Here is a 15584-nt window from a genome sequence, read left to right as displayed (position 1 = left end):
CACGACGTGGTGAGTGAACTTGGAATTTCGCTCAATCGCGACGATCTTCCACGATAAAACTTAATCACTTACGCATAGCGGCGATTGCCTCAGTTGCTGCTCGAAAGCACATGAAAGCGTTATTCAGAGCTTGCTTAGAGGCGGCTGGCGATGGCTTTGGCAAAGCCCATGGTGTTGCCGGTGCCGCCCAAGTCGGGGGTCAGCGAGTCCTTGGCTTCCAGGGTGGCCACGATGGCCTCGCGCAGGCGCTCGGCATTCTGCGGCTGGCCGATGTGGTCGAGCATCTGCGCGGCGCCAAGCAGCAGCGCGCACGGATTGGCCTTGCCCTGCCCTGCGATGTCCGGCGCTGAGCCGTGCACGGCTTCGAAAATCGCCGCATCCACGCCGATGTTTGCGCCCGGAGCCAGGCCCAGGCCGCCGACCAGACCGGCGCACAGGTCGGAGATGATGTCGCCGAACAGGTTGGTGGTCACGATGATGTCGAATTGTTCCGGACGCATTACCAGCTGCATGCAGGTGTTGTCGACGATCATTTCCTGGAATTCGATTTCCGGGTAGTGCGCTGCCACGTCACGTGCCACCTTCAAAAACAGGCCAGAGGTTGATTTGATGATGTTGGCCTTGTGCACCGCGGTGACCTTCTTGCGGCCGGTGGCGCGCGCCAGGTCGAAGGCGTAGCGCACGATGCGCTCGGAGCCCTTGCGGGTGACGCGGGCGCCGGAGACGGCGACTTCCCCATCGGCCGACACTTCCTGGCCTTCGCTCAGATAGGCGCCTTCGGTGTTCTCACGGACCGTGATCAGGTCCACGCCATCGGCAAAGCGTGACTTGGTGTTGGGAAACGATTTGGCCGGACGCACGTTGGCGTACAGGTCGAACTTGCGACGCATGGCCACGTTGATGGAGCTAAAGCCCTCGCCGACCGGCGTGGTCAGCGGGCTTTTCAAGGCGACCTTGTTCTTGGTGATCGAGGCCAGAGTGGACTCGGGCAGCAGATCGCCTTGCTTTTCCAGTGCGACCAGGCCGGCGTCGGCATATTCGTAGGTCAGGCCAGCTTGCAGCGCGTCGAGCACGAACAGCGTGGCATCCATGATCTCCGGGCCAATACCGTCGCCGCGGATGACCGTGATTGTCTGCGTCATAACGTTGGGTTTCCGAACTTAAGGGGGGAGCGCCAGCCGGAAACCCGGCAGATCGGCGCAATGAGGTTTCACCAACAATTATGCCCGATGCCGGTGAAGGCGCCCAAACCGACGTTAGTCTAAAGACGATCAGCAACCGCCCCAACGCAATGCGCCGCCTCGGTGGGCGGCGCATTGGAGTCATGCCTGGCAGGCGATCAGGCCTGCGTCAGTCGTACGCGTGTTGCGCCGGTGCCTGTGCGCCGCCTTCGAGCTGGTCGAGAAAATCCACCGCGCGGCGCAGATGCGGGATCACGATGGAGCCGCCGACCACCAAGCCGACCGAGAAGGTCTCGAAGAACTCCTCGCGGGTCACGCCGGCTTCTTTGCACTGGGCGACGTGGTAGCTGATGCAGTCGTCGCAACGCAGCACCATCGAGGCGACCAGGCCGAGCAGCTCCTTGGTCTTCACGTCCAGGGCGCCGGCCTGATAGGTCTGCGTGTCCAGCGCGAAGAAGCGGCGCACCACCTGATTCGGCTCGGCCAGGATGCGCTGGTTCGTGCGCTGGCGAAATTCGGTGAACTCGCGCAGTTGGTCTTCCGTGCCGCTTTCGTCACCACTCATGCTTGACCGCTCGCGGTGCCGGCCAGCAACGGTTCGAGCTTGCCGGCGCGGTGCATGGCCATCATGTCGTCGTAGCCGCCCACATGGACGTCGCCGACAAAGATCTGCGGCACGCTGCTGCGCTTGGCGAGCGCAACCATCTTGTTGCGCTCGGTCGGGTCGAGATCGATGCGTACCTCGGTCCAGGTCCGCCCCTTGCTCTTGAGGAAGTTCTTGGTGGCCACGCAATACGGGCAGATGGCGGAGGAATACAGGGTGATCTGCGGGCCGGTGGCTGCGTCCTGATCGGTATGGTCTTGGCTCACGGGAAACTCTGTGGTTGGTCTGAGGTCTGACACATGGTACCGGCCGACTGGAATTTCCATCTCGTCGCCGCAACACTGTGGATCAGATGAGGCGACCAAACCCTAGCGAGCGGTCATCGGCTGGGTGCGGACGGCGCGCGAAAGCCGCGGTGTACACGATACCTGCCGCACCGAATACCGGCCGCGTCCACCTGGCGGACGCGCAGTAATCTTAGATTGTGGCTCTTCATATTATCGATTCACGCCATTGCGCCGTGCTGCCCGCATGCTCAGCGCACCAACTGGGAGTTCCACTTGCGCCTGCTACCGCTCGCCACCGCCCTCACGCTGGCCGTCGCCATGGGTGTGGCACCTGCGCAGGAAAGCCGCCTGCCCGATATCGGCTCCTCGGCCGGCGAGTTGCTGACCCCGGCGCGCCAGGCCGAGTACGGCAAGATGATGCTGGCCGAGTTGCGCAACTACGACTACGTGCTGGACGACCCGCTGATCACCGATTGGCTGCAGGCCATGGGAACCCGGCTAGGCGCCAACAGCGACCAACCACAGCAGCCGTTTACGTTTTTTATGCTGCGCGACCGCCAGATCAATGCGTTCGCCACCCTGGGCGGCTATGTCGCGGTCAATGCGGGGCTGGTATTGACCGCCGAGCGTGAGGACGAAGTGGCCGCGGTGCTGTCGCACGAAATCGCCCACGTCACCCAACAGCACGTGCTGCGCGGGGTGGAGCGTGCGCAGCGCGACCAGATTCCGATTCTGCTCGGCATGCTGGCAGCGGTGGTCGCGGCGCAACAGGCCGGCGGCAATTCCAAGGGTGACGCCACCATGGCCACCATCACCAGTGCGATGGGGCTGATGCAGCAGCGGCAGATCGACTACACCCGCTCCAACGAATCCGAAGCCGACCGGCTGGGCATCCGCACGCTGGTGCGCAGCGGCTACGACGTAGACGCGATGGCCGGCTTCTTTGAGCGCATATCGGTGGCGATGCGCGCCAACGAAGGCGGCTACAGCGCGCCGGACTTCCTGCAGACCCACCCGGTCACCAGCAATCGCATCAGCGAAGCCAAGGCGCACGCCGAGCAGATGAAAAAGAACACCGTGGTAGTGACTACTTCGGTGCCGGGCGAGACCCGTCAGGAACGCGTGGACCCGGCCAACCCGTCGCTGTCCGAGCGGCTCAGCCCTAGCGGCAATGCGCTGCTTCCGTATGCGCTGCGGCTGCCGGTGGATGCGCTCAGCCGGAGCGGCGATCAGCAGGGCTTCGACTGGGCCAAGGAGCGCCTGCGTGTTCTCAGCGCGACCACGCCGGATGCAGCCATTCGCGAATACGAAAACCTGCGTCGCAGTGCCAAGCAGGGGCTGACCGATGCGCAGCGCTACGGGCTGGCGCTGGCGCGGCTGCGTAACAGCGGTGGCCGGCCGGGCGAACCGCTGGCCGAGCTGGCCAGCTTGCTCAAAGCGCATCCGGATAACGCATGGCTGGCGCTGGGCCTGAGCGAGGCGCAGGCGCGCGTCGGCCAGCGCGAGGTGGCCAATGCGCGCTTCGACGCGCTACTCAAGCAATTGCCGAACAATCGCGCAGTGGCGTTGACCTACGCCGGCGCACTCAATGAGCAGGCCGGCAAGGAATCCGGCCAGCGCGCGCGCCAAGTACTGGAGCCGCTGCTGCACCGCAATAGCGAAGACCCGTTGCTGCAGCAGACCTACGCCCGCGCCTGCGAGCTGTCCGACGATTATCTGCGCGCCAGCGAGGCGTATGCGGAATCAGCGTATTTGAACGGTCGCCCCGAGCAGGCTTTGATCCAGCTGGAAGCGCTGAAAAAGAAAGATCTCGACTATGTGACACGGGCACGTGTGGATGCGCGCATTGCAGCGATTACCCCGACCGTGCTGGAGCTGCGTCGCCAAGGGATCCGCGACCCGGATTTATCGACGCGCTAATGCCTGCGAAGCGCTGCGCTGTGTCAGCGTCTCTCCAGTGCAAATAGAACGCTGCATGTACTGGTTGAGCGCGGCACAGCCCGCTTCGTAACGCCTCGATCCATGTGGCATGCGCCCCGAATGTCACATTAAAGTCACAAAACCGTAGTCTACTGGCGATCAACCAAAGCAAGACGGTAAGCCCCGCGTGCAGAAACGCATTCTGATCGTCGACGACGAACCCGCGATCCGCGACATGGTGGCGTTCGCGCTGCGCAAAGGCGAGTTCGAACCCATCCATGCCGGCGACGCCCGCGAGGCGCAGACCGCCATCGCCGACCGCGTGCCGGATCTGATCCTGCTGGACTGGATGTTGCCGGGCACCAGCGGGCTGGACCTTGCACGCCGCTGGCGCAAAGAGCAGCTGACCCGCGAGATTCCGATCATCATGCTGACTGCACGCGGTGAAGAGAACGACCGCGTCGGTGGACTGGAAGCCGGCGTCGACGATTACGTGGTCAAGCCGTTCTCAGCGCGTGAGTTGCTGGCACGTATCCGTGCGGTGATGCGCCGTACCCGCGAAGACGACGAAGACGGCAGCGTGGCGGTGGGGCGGCTGCGCATCGATGGCGCTGCACATCGGGTGTTCGCTGGCGATGCGCCAGTGCCGATCGGCCCAACCGAATACCGCTTGCTGCACTTCTTCATGACCCATCCGGAGCGCGTGTATACGCGCACCCAGCTGCTGGATCATGTCTGGGGTGGCAGTGTGTATGTGGAGGAGCGCACCATCGACGTGCATATCCGCCGCCTGCGCAAGACGCTGGAACCGTTCGGCCTGGAAAACATGGTGCAGACTGTGCGTGGCTCGGGCTATCGTTTTTCTTCGGCAACCTAGTACGTGCCGCAAAGCCGGCCCGGCCGCAGGTTGGCCAGGTCGCATGCCTATTTGACGCTTCGTGGTAACGCCTTCCATGCCCCAACACATCCGTTCCGCCTGGCTCAAGACGCTCGGCACCCTTGCGCTGTTGTTGGGCGCTGCCGTGCTGGCGGGCGTGCTGATCGGGCACGTATGGATGGCGCTGACGCTCACTGCATTGGGTGTGCTGGCCTGGCATTACTGGCGGCTGCGTCAGGTGCTGCGCCGCCTGACTGCACGTCAGCGTGCCGAGCCGGCGGCCGGTGTCGGCGCCTGGAACGAACTGGACCGGTTGCTGTATCGCAGCCAAGCCGAAATGCGCGGGCGCAAGCGCCGCCTGGTCGACATGTTGCGTACCTATCGCGCCGCCGCGCAGGCGTTGCCCGACGCGGTGGTGGTGGTGGATCGCAACAGCCAGCATGTGCAGTGGTTCAACAAGGCCGCCAGTGGATTGCTCGGTCTGCATCATCCCGGCGACATGGGCGTGTCGGTGGTGGAGAGGCTGCAGCCGTTACCGCTGGCGCATTGGCTGGCGGCCGGTCGAAATGCCGAGCCAATGCTCGATGCCGCCTCGCCGGTCGACCCGGATCTGCGCCTGAATCTGCGCCTGATCCCCTACTCCGACGATTACTGGCTGTTGGTGGCGCGCGATGTCAGCAAGCTGCTGCGGCTGGAACAGGTGCGCCGCGACTTCGTGGCCAACGTCTCACACGAATTGCGCACGCCGCTGACGGTGGTGCACGGTTATCTGGACATGCTCGATCCGGGAGACTTCCCCGATTCGGGCCCAATGCTGGCGGAAATGCGCAAGCAATCGCAGCGCATGGCGCAGCTGGTCGAAGATCTATTGACGCTGTCGCGACTGGAATCTCAGGAAGAACTGGGCGAGGAACACGTAGCGATGGCGCCGATGCTCTCGACCTTGCGTCGCGAGGCCGAGGCACACAGCCAGGGCCGTCACACGGTGGAGGTGTTCGATGAGGCCGGCGTGGACCTGCTCGGCTCCAACAAGGAATTGCACAGCGCGTTTTCCAATCTGGTCACCAACGCGGTGCGCTATACGCCCTGCGGCGGCACAGTGACGATCCGTTTTGTGTGCGAAGGCGATGGCGCGGCACTGGCAGTGCGCGACACTGGCTACGGCATTCCCGCCTCGCATCTGCCGCGCATCACCGAACGCTTTTATCGCGTATCCAGCAGCCGCTCACGTGAGAGCGGCGGCACCGGACTTGGCTTATCGATCGTCAAGCATATCCTGGGGCTGCATCAGGCGCGTCTGGAGATCGAAAGCGAGGTGGGGCGCGGCAGCGAATTCTCGTGTCACTTCGTGGCTGCACGCGTGGTGCAGCGCGAGCAGTCACTGCCACTGACACGCTCGGCGTGATATGTAGTAAGTGCGCGCCGCAATGCGGTGCGATGCGCCCGCACAACGCGCGCTGCATTGCCTACGCTGCATGTCGTGCGCAGTAACGACGCACACTATCTCCGTCTTGATGACCGACTCCATGGGCCACGCCAAACACTTGCACGACGTAACACCGTCCGAAGACATCGCCACCGATCCGTTGCGCGATCCGGCGTTCTACATCAATCGGGAGCTCTCGCAACTGGACTTCAATTTCCGAGTCCTGGCGCAAGCGCTGGATGAGCAGGTGCCGTTGCTGGAACGGCTGCGCTTCCTGTGCATTTCCTGCACCAACCTGGACGAGTTCTTCGAGATCCGGGCGGCCACCGTGCGGCATGCGCAGGAGTTCGGTCTGCCACCCGCACCAGATGGATTGAGCCCGATGGCCATCCTCAACGCCGTACATGATCGTGCGGCGAAGTTGGTCGAGCAGCAGTATCACGCTTGGAACGAAGTGCTGCGCCCAGCGATGGAGTCGGCAGGCGTGGCAGTACTCAGCCGCACGGTGTGGAATTCGCGCCAGAAGCGTTGGCTGCGTGCGTACTTTCGCAACGAGATCATGCCGGTGCTGTCGCCTTTGGGTCTGGACCCGGCACATCCGTTCCCGAAGATTCTCAACAAGACGTTGAACATTGTGGTGGTGCTCGAAGGCCAGGACGCATTCGGTCGCGCCGGCCACCTGGCCATCGTGCGCGCACCGCGGTCGTTGCCGCGCATCATCCAGTTGCCGGCGAGTTTGTCGCCGGACGGAACGCAGAGCTTCGTGTTCCTGTCTTCGGTGCTGTCCGAATTTATCGACGAATTGTTCCCGGGCATGCATGTCAAGGGCTCTTACCAGTTCCGTGTCACCCGCAATTCCGAACTGGTGGTGGACGAGGAAGAAGTCGAAAATCTTGCACTGGCCTTGCGCGACGAATTGGTCACGCGTGGCTACCGGCCGGCGGTGCGTCTGGAGATCGCGCATGATTGCCCGGCGCCGATCATGCGTACCTTGCTGCAGAATTTCGGGCTGAACGAAAACGCCATGTACCGCATCGTCGGGCCGGTCAATCTGAGCCGCGTCACCCAGGTCTACGACATGGTGCAGCGCCCCGAACTCAAGTATCCCTCGTTCAATCCGCGCACCTTGCGCGACAGCGAAGGCATCTTCGAGATCGTCAGCAAGGGCGATGTCATGCTGCATCATCCTTTCGATGCCTTCACTACGGTCCTGGACGTAATCCGCCAGGCCGCGGTCGACCCGAACGTGCTGGCGATCAAGCAGACGCTTTACCGCACCGGCAAGGATTCGCTGATTGTCGATGCGTTGATCTTGGCCGCGCGCAACGGCAAGGACGTCACCGTGGTGGTGGAGCTGCGCGCGCGTTTCGACGAAGAAGCCAACCTGGGCCTGGCCGACAAATTGCAGGAAGCCGGCGTGCAAGTGGTCTACGGCGTCGTTGGCTTCAAGACTCACGCCAAGATGCTGCTGATCGTGCGGCGCGAGGGGCGCAAGCTCAAACGCTATGTGCATCTGGGCACCGGCAACTACCACAGCGGCACCGCGCGCCTGTATACCGACATTAGCCTGATCACCGCGGATGTGGAAATCGGCAACGACGTGCATATGCTCTTCCAGCAATTGTCCGGGCTTGCGCCGCGCATGAAGCTGGAACAGTTGCTGCAATCGCCGTTTACGCTGCATGCCGGCGTGCTGAAACGGATCGAACGCGAAACCCGGCTGGCCCGCAATGGTCGCCCCGGCCGCATCATCGCCAAGATGAACGCGCTCAACGAACCGCAGGTAGTGCGCGCGTTGTATACGGCCTCGCAAGCGGGCGTGCAGATCGACCTGATCGTGCGCGGCGCCTGCACGTTGCGGCCGGGCGTGCCGGGCGTTTCCGACAACATCCGCGTGCGGTCGATCGTGGGGCGTTTTCTGGAACATAGTCGCGTGTACTGGTTCGGCAACGATGGCGCGGCAGAACTGTATTGCGCCAGCGCCGACTGGCTAGAACGCAACCTGCTGCGGCGTGTGGAAACCTGCTTCCCGATCCTGAACCCGGACCTGGCCAAGCGCGCCTACCGCGAAGTGCTACAGAACTATTTGGACGACAACGTCAGCGCCTGGGAGCTGGATGTCGAGGGCGTGTACCACAAGCGCACACCGGGTCCGGGCGAGCCGGCGCATTCGGCGCAGATGACCTTGCTCGATCGGCTCTGAGAGCGGCTGAGAAAACTAACGACCGTCCGGTAGGTGCGGATGCGCGTTTGGAACTGTAGTGGACGAGTGCTACATGCGACACCCAGCAGCGGACAGCCCTCTTGATGGCGAACGCCATCGCTTTGATAGCCTCTCACGGGGCAACGGCCCATCGGCTACCATGCGGCAATGCTAATGCCCTCCCCTACGATACCGCCCGTGTGCGATGGCGATTTGCTTGCCGCCATCGACTTAGGGTCCAACAGTTTCCACATGGTCATTGCGCGCTACTTGATGGGTCAGCTGCGCGTCGTCGACCGCCTGCGCGAGACCGTGCGCATGGCCGACGGTCTGGATGGCAAAGGTGGCATCTCCGACGAAGCGCGTGAGCGCGCGCTCGAATGCCTGGCGCGTTTCGGTCAGCGCATCCGCGAAGTGCCCTCCTTGCGGGTGCGCGCATTGGCCACCAACACAGTTCGTCAGCTGCGCTCGCCACAGGCGTTTTTGATGCCGGCTGAAACCGCGCTCGGGCACGCGATCGAAGTAGTCAGCGGGCGCGAGGAAGCGCGCCTGATCTACCTGGGCGTGGCACATGCGCAACCGCCCAAGCCCGATCAACGCCGGCTGGTGATCGATATTGGTGGCGGCTCGACCGAATTCATCATCGGCCGCGGTTTTCAGACGCTGGAACGCGAAAGTCTGCAGGCCGGCTGCATCGCCAGCACGCGGCGCTTTTTCCCTGGTGGCAAGCTGTCGAAAAAAAAATGGAAGGACGCGCTGACCGAGATCGGTGCCGAGTTCCAGCAGTTCGCCAACCAGTACAAAGCGCTGGGTTGGCATGAGGCGATCGGCTCATCCGGCACGCACAAAGCCATCGGCGAAATCTGTGCGGCAATGAAGCTCACCAAGGGCGCGATCACCGCCGAGGCGCTACCGGCGCTGCGTGAAGAACTGCTCAAGGCCAAGCGCATCGAAGACATCCAGTTGCCTGGCCTGGCCGCTGAGCGCCGCTCGATCATTGCCGGCGGGATTTTGGTGCTTGAGGCCGCATTCCAAGCCCTGGGCCTGGAGAAGCTGATGGTCAGCAAGGCGGCGATGCGCGAAGGCATCCTGTATGACATGCTCGGCCGCGGCGGCGAAAACGACCCGCGCGACAGCTCGGTGGCCTCGCTGGTGCAACGCTACGGCATCGAGGAAGTACAGGCGCAGCGTGTGGAAGCCACCGCATGCCGCCTATTCGACCAGGTTTGCGAATCCTGGCAACTGGATGGCGATGATGCGCAGGTGTTGCGCCGCGCTGCACGCCTGCACGAGCTGGGCCTGATCATCGCGCACAGCCAATACCACGTGCATGGCAGCTACATCCTGGAACACTCGGATATCGCCGGTTTCTCGCGGCAGGAGCAACAGGTGCTGGCATCGCTGGTGCGCACGCATCGGCGCAATGTGCCAAAGACCGCGTTCGAGGCGCTGCCGGATCGGCTGCTGTTGCCGACTCGCCGCAAGGCCGCCCTGCTGCGCTTGGCGGTGCTGCTGCACCGCGCGCACGAGACCGACCCGATCCCGACCCTGGAACTTACCGCCGATGACGTGCAATTGTCATTGATTCTGTCGCAAAGCTGGATCGACTCACGCCCGTTGCTACGCGCCGATCTGATCGGCGAAGTCGAAAGCATGGCCGGCCTGGGGATCGCGTTCAAACCATTTGTCGCCTGATCCCGGCGGCCTCAGGCGGAATTCGGGAGTAGGGATTCGCGATTCGTCGATCGCGACACGTGATGCGTTACGTGATCGCCGAGATGCGTGGAAACCACTTTTGCGACTCTCCAATCTCGAATTCCCACTCCCGTCGCCCTTGTCACCGACACGTCTTGGCGGCGCAATATCAATGCCATCGCGCTCCCGGAAGCTAGCGAAAACGGGAGAACGAGCATGCGCTACGCGATCGTTGCCGAAACCTACCCCCCGAAGTCAACGGTGTTGCGCTGACCGTGCATGGCCTAGAAACCGGCCTGCGCGCACGCGGACACCAGGTGGACGTCGTGCGCCCACGCCAGGGCAGCGATACCGACACGGCCACCGCGCTGCTGGTGCGTGGTGCGTCGCTGCCGCGTTACCCGGGGTTGAAATTCGGCCTGCCGGCCACGCAACATCTCATCCGTCATTGGCGAACGAGGCAACCGGATGCGATCTACGTGGCCACGGAAGGCCCCTTGGGCTGGTCGGCGATGCGCGCGCGGCACGTTGCCTCGGCATTCCGGTCGCCACCGGCTTCCACACGCGTTTCGACGAATATCTGCCCGAATACGGCGCCGCCTGGCTGCAAGGCGCTGCGTTGCGCTGGATGCGACGCTTCCACAACCATGCCGACGCCACGTTGGTACCGACGCACGAGCTGCAACAATTTCTGCGCGACGGCGGCTTCGAGCGTGTGCAGTTGCTGGCGCGCGCGGTGGACAGCCAGAAGTTCGATCCAAACCACCGCGACCTTGCATTGCGCGCCCAGTGGGGCATCGAAGGCCAAGGCTTCGCGGCGATCTATGTCGGGCGGATCGCCAACGAAAAGAATTTACCGCTGGCGATTCGCGCATTCCGCAAGCTGCAGCAGATCCGACCGAAGGCGCGCTTCGTGTAGGTCGGCGATGGTCCTGCACGCGAAAAAATCGCCCACGACAACCCGGACTTCATCTTCTGCGGCATCCAGCGCGGCGATACGTTGGCGCGCCACTTTGCCAGCGGCGATCTGTTCCTGTTTCCCAGCCGCAGCGAAACCTTCGGCAACGTGACTTTGGAAGCGATGGCCAGTGGCGTGGCCACTGTCGCCTTCGATTACGGCGCCGCACGCGAGTATCTGCGCAATGGCCAGACTGGTGCAGCGGTGGACACCGATGAGGCCTTCATCCAGGCCACTATCGCTCTGGCAGAAGACGACGCGCTGCGCCAGCGCATGGGTACTGCGGCCGCGCAGGCGATGAAGAAATTGCATCCTGACAATGTGGTCTCCGATTTCGAAGCCGTGCTGCTTGGCATCACCGCTGCACGGGGGCGTTATGTCGTCAACGCGGCTTGAGGTGTTGCGCGGTCACGAAGCGCGTTGGTGCCGACGCGCCAACCACTGTTGCCGGCGCAATCCGGTACGTCGCGCATTCGCCACGATCAGTCGCCTGGGCGACGGCGTGTTCTGGTACGGCCTGATGGGCTTGCTGGTGGTAGTCGACGGCATGGACGGTGTGCGTGCGTCCGCACACATGGCCGCCAGCGGCGTGCTGGCACTGACGTTATACAAAGCGCTTAAACGCTGGACCCGTCGCCCCCGCCCGTACGCAGCCGACGTGCGCATTCGCGCCTGGGTCGCGCCGCTGGACGAGTTCAGTTTCCCCTCTGGCCACACCTTGCACGCGGTGTCTTTCAGCATCGTGGCGTTGGCCTACTACCCGTGGCTTGCACCGCTGCTGGTGCCGTTTTCGGCCTGCGTGGCGCTCTCCCGCGTGGTGCTGGGGCTGCATTATCCAAGCGATGTGCTGGCCGCCACGGTGATCGGGGTGTTGCTGGCCGGTCTATCGCTGTGGGGCCTGCCGGTGATGTTGGGCTGATGAATTGATCGGCGGCCGAATGGCCCGCCTGACGCAAAGGCAAGCGTCCGCACCGGCCCCTTCTCCCGTCGGGACATTGGCCCCTTTATGGGGCGAAGGTCCCGCAGGAGCGAGGAAAGGCCTGGCTGCTGAGAGAACCTGCGCATTGAAAGAGGTTGTCGCCAGCAGGCCACCTCTGGCGGCCAGGATTTCTGGCCCCCGGATGCATTACCAATACTTGACGCCGTAGGTGCGGCATCTTTGCGCACGACAGTTGCGGTGCCGATCCAACGCTTCGTCGAATCCCGAATGCCTACTACCGAATCCCGGCAGGAGCGCGGCCCGGCTCCCGTCCCGCGCTCCCGCCGTACAATGGCGCAATGACGACACTGCTCATTTCCGACCTGCATCTGGATCCGGCCCGGCCGGCGATCACCGAGTTGTTTCTGGACTTCCTGCACACGCAGGCGCCCAGTAGCGACGCGCTCTACATCCTCGGCGATCTGTTCGAAGCCTGGATTGGCGATGACACGCCCTCCACTGCTGCCGATGCGGTTGCCGTGGCGCTGCACGCAGTGGCAGATAGCGGCGTGCCGGTGTTCTTCATGCCGGGCAATCGTGACTTTCTAGTTGGCGAGGCATACGCGCAGCGCGCGGCCTTCCGCATCCTGCCCGACCCCACCGTTATCGATCTGTACGGGCACCCGACACTGCTGATGCACGGCGATTTGCTGTGCACCGACGACACCGCGTATCAGGCGTTCCGTGCGCAGACCCGCGACCCGCTGTTTCAGGCGCAGTTTCTGGCGCAGCCGCTAGCGGCACGGGTGGCATTCGCGCAGCAGGCACGTGCTGCGAGCCAGGCGCGTCATGCAGAACTCAAGCAAGGCGACCAGTCGCGCTTTGAAACCATCACCGACGTCACCCCGGCCGAAGTGGAAGCGACCTTCGTGCATTACGGTTTGGACCGTCTGATCCACGGCCATACCCATCGCCCTGCGATCCACACCCTGCAAGCCGGCGGCCAGACCTGCACACGCATTGTGCTGGGCGACTGGTACGAACAAGGCTCGGTGTTGCGCGTCGAAGCCGATGGCGTGTCGCTGGAGCAATTAGCGCTTTAGAACGGCTAACAAAACGAATGCGCTCACCGCCAGGCGGGCGCGGCAGGTATCACTTCGGTTCTGAGCACCGTCCACACCCACCTGACGACTGCTCGCCACCTTCCAACTAATGCGCGCCGTTTGCGACCGAAGCACGTTACTGCGCGCTACGCGTATGTTCGGTGTAGTCAACAAAATCGGCATTGACCACGTCGTACCAGAGCACCTTGCCACCGGCCTGCACGCGGAAGCGGTCGCGCACCGGGCTGGTCTGCGGATCACCGGGGCAACCGCTGCCATGGCGCTCGTGCACCGCAAATTCGAAGGCGTCCGGCGTGGGCGCATCGCTCTGTTCGGACAGGATGCTGATGCAGCTGTCCGGATAAAAATGGTCGCTCTGCAAGCGTGCTTCGAGCACATGCAGCGCTCGTGCTTCAGCGTCGTTGCTGGTGTTCGGCGCGGGCACGGCAACCGCGGGTTTGGGTTGCGTGGCACCGGGGTCGGCGGGCCCCTGTTTGCATCCAGCAACCGCTAGCGCGGCCAGGCACAGAACCGCATAACGCAGGGACGTAGACATAAGTGCTCCGCTCGACAAGACAGGGCCGGCCACTGCCGGCGGTGCGCCTAGTCTGCGCGATCAACGCGCGCGGGTGTAGCGGTAAAAGGCCCGGCGCATGCAGTGCCGGGCCGACTACTAACGATCAATGAAACATCAGCGGAAGCCGGCGATCGTCGCCTTGGTGTTGACCAGCACGCGCTGATTGTCGGCGGTGCTGGCATTGCCCATAGGCACGCGGTTGTAGCTGATGTTGGGGTTGGACCAGTAGTTCAAGCGCGGGCAGCCGCTGGTGCAGTCGTAGGCCATGATGGTGCGCCAGCTATTGCCGTAACGATAGCCGTGACCATAAGCGTACGGCGAGGTGCCTGGATCGTTGGTGGCATCGTGGCGTGTGCTCTGCAGATGGCCGATTTCATGCGCAAAGCTGTAATAGCCGGTAGCGCAATCCCAGTACACCGATGCGAATGCGGTTGCGGCCGTAGAGCCGATTCCCGAGGCCAGGCCGCAGTAGCTGCTGTTGTTCAACACGATCACGCCAACATCGGCGGTATAGGTATTGCGGCTGGTGTGGATGCTGTCCATGTAGCCGTCGTTGGTCACGCGGAAGCGCTGCAGGTCGGTGGTGAAGTTGCCGGTTTCGGTGTAGCTGGTGGTCTCATAGCGCGCCAGCTGCAAGGTGATGCCGACGTTGCTGTTGATGTAGCCCTGGTTGGCCTCGGCCACCGCCAGTTGCACCAGCGATTGCATGTTGCCGCCGTACGCGGTCACCGCCTGCTTGGTGGCGACCACCAGCACGCGGGTGGTGGCCGGGCTGCCGGACGATGCCGCGGCGGCGGTGACGCGTCCGTCGCTGGGCATCTCGATCTTCGGCAACAGGCTGTATTCGGCCGGATGCTCCTGCGGCAAGCGGCTTTCTTCCACCTGCACCAGCACATGGCGGCCATCGGCAAGCGGGCGTAGGCGATACAGTTTGCCGGCGTAGCGAATGGTGCCGGTGATGGTGTCGCCGCTAAGCACCAGGATGGCCGAATTCAAGGGATCCACGCCCGATAGCGTGTGTGCGCGGGTGCTGGCACGCGGGCCGAGATTGCCGTACCACACGCTTTCGCCGCCTTCTAACGCATCGACCCTGGCCTGGGTGGCAGTGATGGTCTGACCGTCCAACTGCAATTCCAGCAGTTTTTCCGACGCGGTGACCGCGCCGGCATCGAGCTGGACCACTTGCGCGGTGACAGTGGACGGTGCGCTCAACAAGCCTTGCAGCGCGGGTTCGGTAGCGGCTATGGCAGCTACGCTGCGGTTTAGCGCAGGGCCCAATTGATACAGCGGCTTGCCGGCAGCGGCGTCCGAACCGGCCAGACACATGGCGATCAGGCCCACCATAGTGCACATCGACTTCGACTTCATCGTCTCTCTCTCGTTAGACATGGAAGTTACGGATGTGAAACACCTGGCCCCTGCCCCCGGTACGCCATTAGGGCGCGACGGGTCGTACCAATTGCAAGTTGTTATACGAAATAATTTTAGTTTTGTGATGTTTACCTATGAATTTATTCGATTCTGGCGGCTGTGCAGAAGGAAACAACGCACTTTTCCTGTCGTAGGAGCGCATGGGTGCGTGCGCATGGCGTGCTGCGACAGACGCGTTCAGATGCCATGTCGCGATGCGATGTGCCACTCGCACGAATCGAAATGTTTCGACGCGATTGCTTCAGTCAGACAATCAGCTGATTGCTTCACGACCAACGTTGCGGAAGACCATGACGCGCCGCGTCGATATTGGCAGCTTCGATCTGCGATCAAGCAGTCATCGACAAATTGCGGAATAAGAGTGGCTAACAAAACGACTGCGCAATCGCCAGGCGGGCGCGGC

The 15584-nt window shown here is 63.0% G+C and carries 12 protein-coding genes, 1 other RNA gene and 1 pseudogene; 8 read left to right on the top strand and 6 right to left on the bottom strand.

Annotation, left to right across the window (positions count from 1 at the left end; genetic code table 11):
• Positions 1–134: 134 nt before the first annotated feature.
• The 4 genes from PD885_RS04280 to PD885_RS04265 all read right to left on the bottom strand — a co-directional run bounded on the left by PD885_RS04280 (position 135) and on the right by PD885_RS04265 (position 2215).
• Positions 135–1142: an isocitrate dehydrogenase gene (locus PD885_RS04280; protein WP_002806639.1), complete on the bottom strand. Its 1008-nt coding sequence runs from the start codon at positions 1140–1142 to the stop codon at positions 135–137.
• A gap of 208 nt (positions 1143–1350) precedes the next feature.
• Positions 1351–1746: a carboxymuconolactone decarboxylase family protein gene (locus PD885_RS04275; RefSeq protein ID WP_002806638.1), complete on the bottom strand. Its 396-nt coding sequence runs from the start codon at positions 1744–1746 to the stop codon at positions 1351–1353.
• Entirely contained in the window at positions 1743–2051 is a 309-nt protein-coding gene (grxC, locus tag PD885_RS04270) for a glutaredoxin 3 (protein WP_002806636.1), read from the bottom strand. Before grxC ends, PD885_RS04275 begins: the two co-directional genes overlap by 4 nt.
• A 90-nt stretch (positions 2052–2141) precedes the next feature.
• A non-coding RNA gene (locus PD885_RS04265) (sX9 sRNA) lies at positions 2142–2215 on the bottom strand.
• 130 nt (positions 2216–2345) lie between these two features.
• Between PD885_RS04265 and PD885_RS04260 the strand changes: the two genes are divergently transcribed.
• From PD885_RS04260 to lpxH, 8 genes and pseudogenes are all read left to right on the top strand, one after another.
• Complete coding sequence (locus tag PD885_RS04260; RefSeq protein ID WP_040762557.1) at positions 2346–3992, top strand: M48 family metalloprotease; 1647 nt, start codon at positions 2346–2348, stop codon at positions 3990–3992.
• A 187-nt stretch (positions 3993–4179) separates the two neighbouring features.
• The gene (gene phoB, locus PD885_RS04255) at positions 4180–4869 is read left to right on the top strand and encodes a phosphate regulon transcriptional regulator PhoB (protein WP_002806631.1); all 690 of its coding nucleotides are present in this window, start codon (positions 4180–4182) and stop codon (positions 4867–4869) included.
• Between the two features lie 76 nt (positions 4870–4945).
• Positions 4946–6274 (top strand): phosphate regulon sensor histidine kinase PhoR, encoded by a 1329-nt coding sequence (gene phoR / locus PD885_RS04250; protein ID WP_002806627.1) that lies wholly within the window; start codon positions 4946–4948, stop codon positions 6272–6274.
• A 121-nt stretch (positions 6275–6395) separates the two neighbouring features.
• Entirely contained in the window at positions 6396–8498 is a 2103-nt protein-coding gene (gene ppk1 / locus PD885_RS04245) for a polyphosphate kinase 1 (RefSeq protein ID WP_002806625.1), read from the top strand.
• 174 nt (positions 8499–8672) lie between these two features.
• On the top strand, positions 8673–10193 hold the full coding sequence (gene ppx / locus PD885_RS04240) for an exopolyphosphatase (RefSeq protein ID WP_040762556.1): 1521 nt from the start codon (positions 8673–8675) through the stop codon (positions 10191–10193).
• Between the two features lie 216 nt (positions 10194–10409).
• Positions 10410–11547, top strand: a pseudogene (locus tag PD885_RS04235) (glycosyltransferase family 4 protein).
• Positions 11528–12070, top strand: a complete 543-nt coding sequence (locus PD885_RS04230; protein ID WP_002806616.1) for a phosphatase PAP2 family protein — start codon at positions 11528–11530, stop codon at positions 12068–12070. Before PD885_RS04235 ends, PD885_RS04230 begins: the two are co-directional and overlap by 20 nt.
• A gap of 359 nt (positions 12071–12429) precedes the next feature.
• Positions 12430–13173, top strand: a complete 744-nt coding sequence (gene lpxH, locus PD885_RS04225; RefSeq protein ID WP_002806613.1) for a UDP-2,3-diacylglucosamine diphosphatase — start codon at positions 12430–12432, stop codon at positions 13171–13173.
• Between the two features lie 136 nt (positions 13174–13309).
• Here the strand turns inward: lpxH and PD885_RS04220 are convergent, their stop codons facing one another.
• Entirely contained in the window at positions 13310–13729 is a 420-nt protein-coding gene (locus PD885_RS04220; RefSeq protein ID WP_002806612.1) for a hypothetical protein, read from the bottom strand.
• A gap of 135 nt (positions 13730–13864) precedes the next feature.
• The gene (locus PD885_RS04215) at positions 13865–15118 is read right to left on the bottom strand and encodes a zinc-dependent metalloprotease (protein ID WP_088056667.1); all 1254 of its coding nucleotides are present in this window, start codon (positions 15116–15118) and stop codon (positions 13865–13867) included.
• Positions 15119–15584 lie beyond the last annotated feature (466 nt).

The sequence above is a fragment of the Xanthomonas fragariae genome, assembly GCF_900183975.1.
In the GTDB taxonomy this organism is placed as follows: Bacteria; Pseudomonadota; Gammaproteobacteria; order Xanthomonadales; family Xanthomonadaceae; genus Xanthomonas; species Xanthomonas fragariae.
The sequence above is the reverse complement of the archived record's forward strand: the minus strand, read 5'-3'. Positions and strand labels throughout refer to the sequence as shown.

Coding starts and splice junctions, on each gene's coding strand:
- ppx (WP_040762556.1), top strand. CDS start 8,673: ATGCCCTCCCCTACGATACCGCCCGTGTGCGATGGCGATTTGCTTGCC.
- PD885_RS04215 (WP_088056667.1), bottom strand. CDS start 15,118: ATGAAGTCGAAGTCGATGTGCACTATGGTGGGCCTGATCGCCATGTGT.
- PD885_RS04280 (WP_002806639.1), bottom strand. CDS start 1,142: ATGACGCAGACAATCACGGTCATCCGCGGCGACGGTATTGGCCCGGAG.
- phoR (WP_002806627.1), top strand. CDS start 4,946: ATGCCCCAACACATCCGTTCCGCCTGGCTCAAGACGCTCGGCACCCTT.
- ppk1 (WP_002806625.1), top strand. CDS start 6,396: ATGGGCCACGCCAAACACTTGCACGACGTAACACCGTCCGAAGACATC.
- PD885_RS04275 (WP_002806638.1), bottom strand. CDS start 1,746: ATGAGTGGTGACGAAAGCGGCACGGAAGACCAACTGCGCGAGTTCACC.
- PD885_RS04220 (WP_002806612.1), bottom strand. CDS start 13,729: ATGTCTACGTCCCTGCGTTATGCGGTTCTGTGCCTGGCCGCGCTAGCG.
- PD885_RS04230 (WP_002806616.1), top strand. CDS start 11,528: ATGTCGTCAACGCGGCTTGAGGTGTTGCGCGGTCACGAAGCGCGTTGG.
- lpxH (WP_002806613.1), top strand. CDS start 12,430: ATGACGACACTGCTCATTTCCGACCTGCATCTGGATCCGGCCCGGCCG.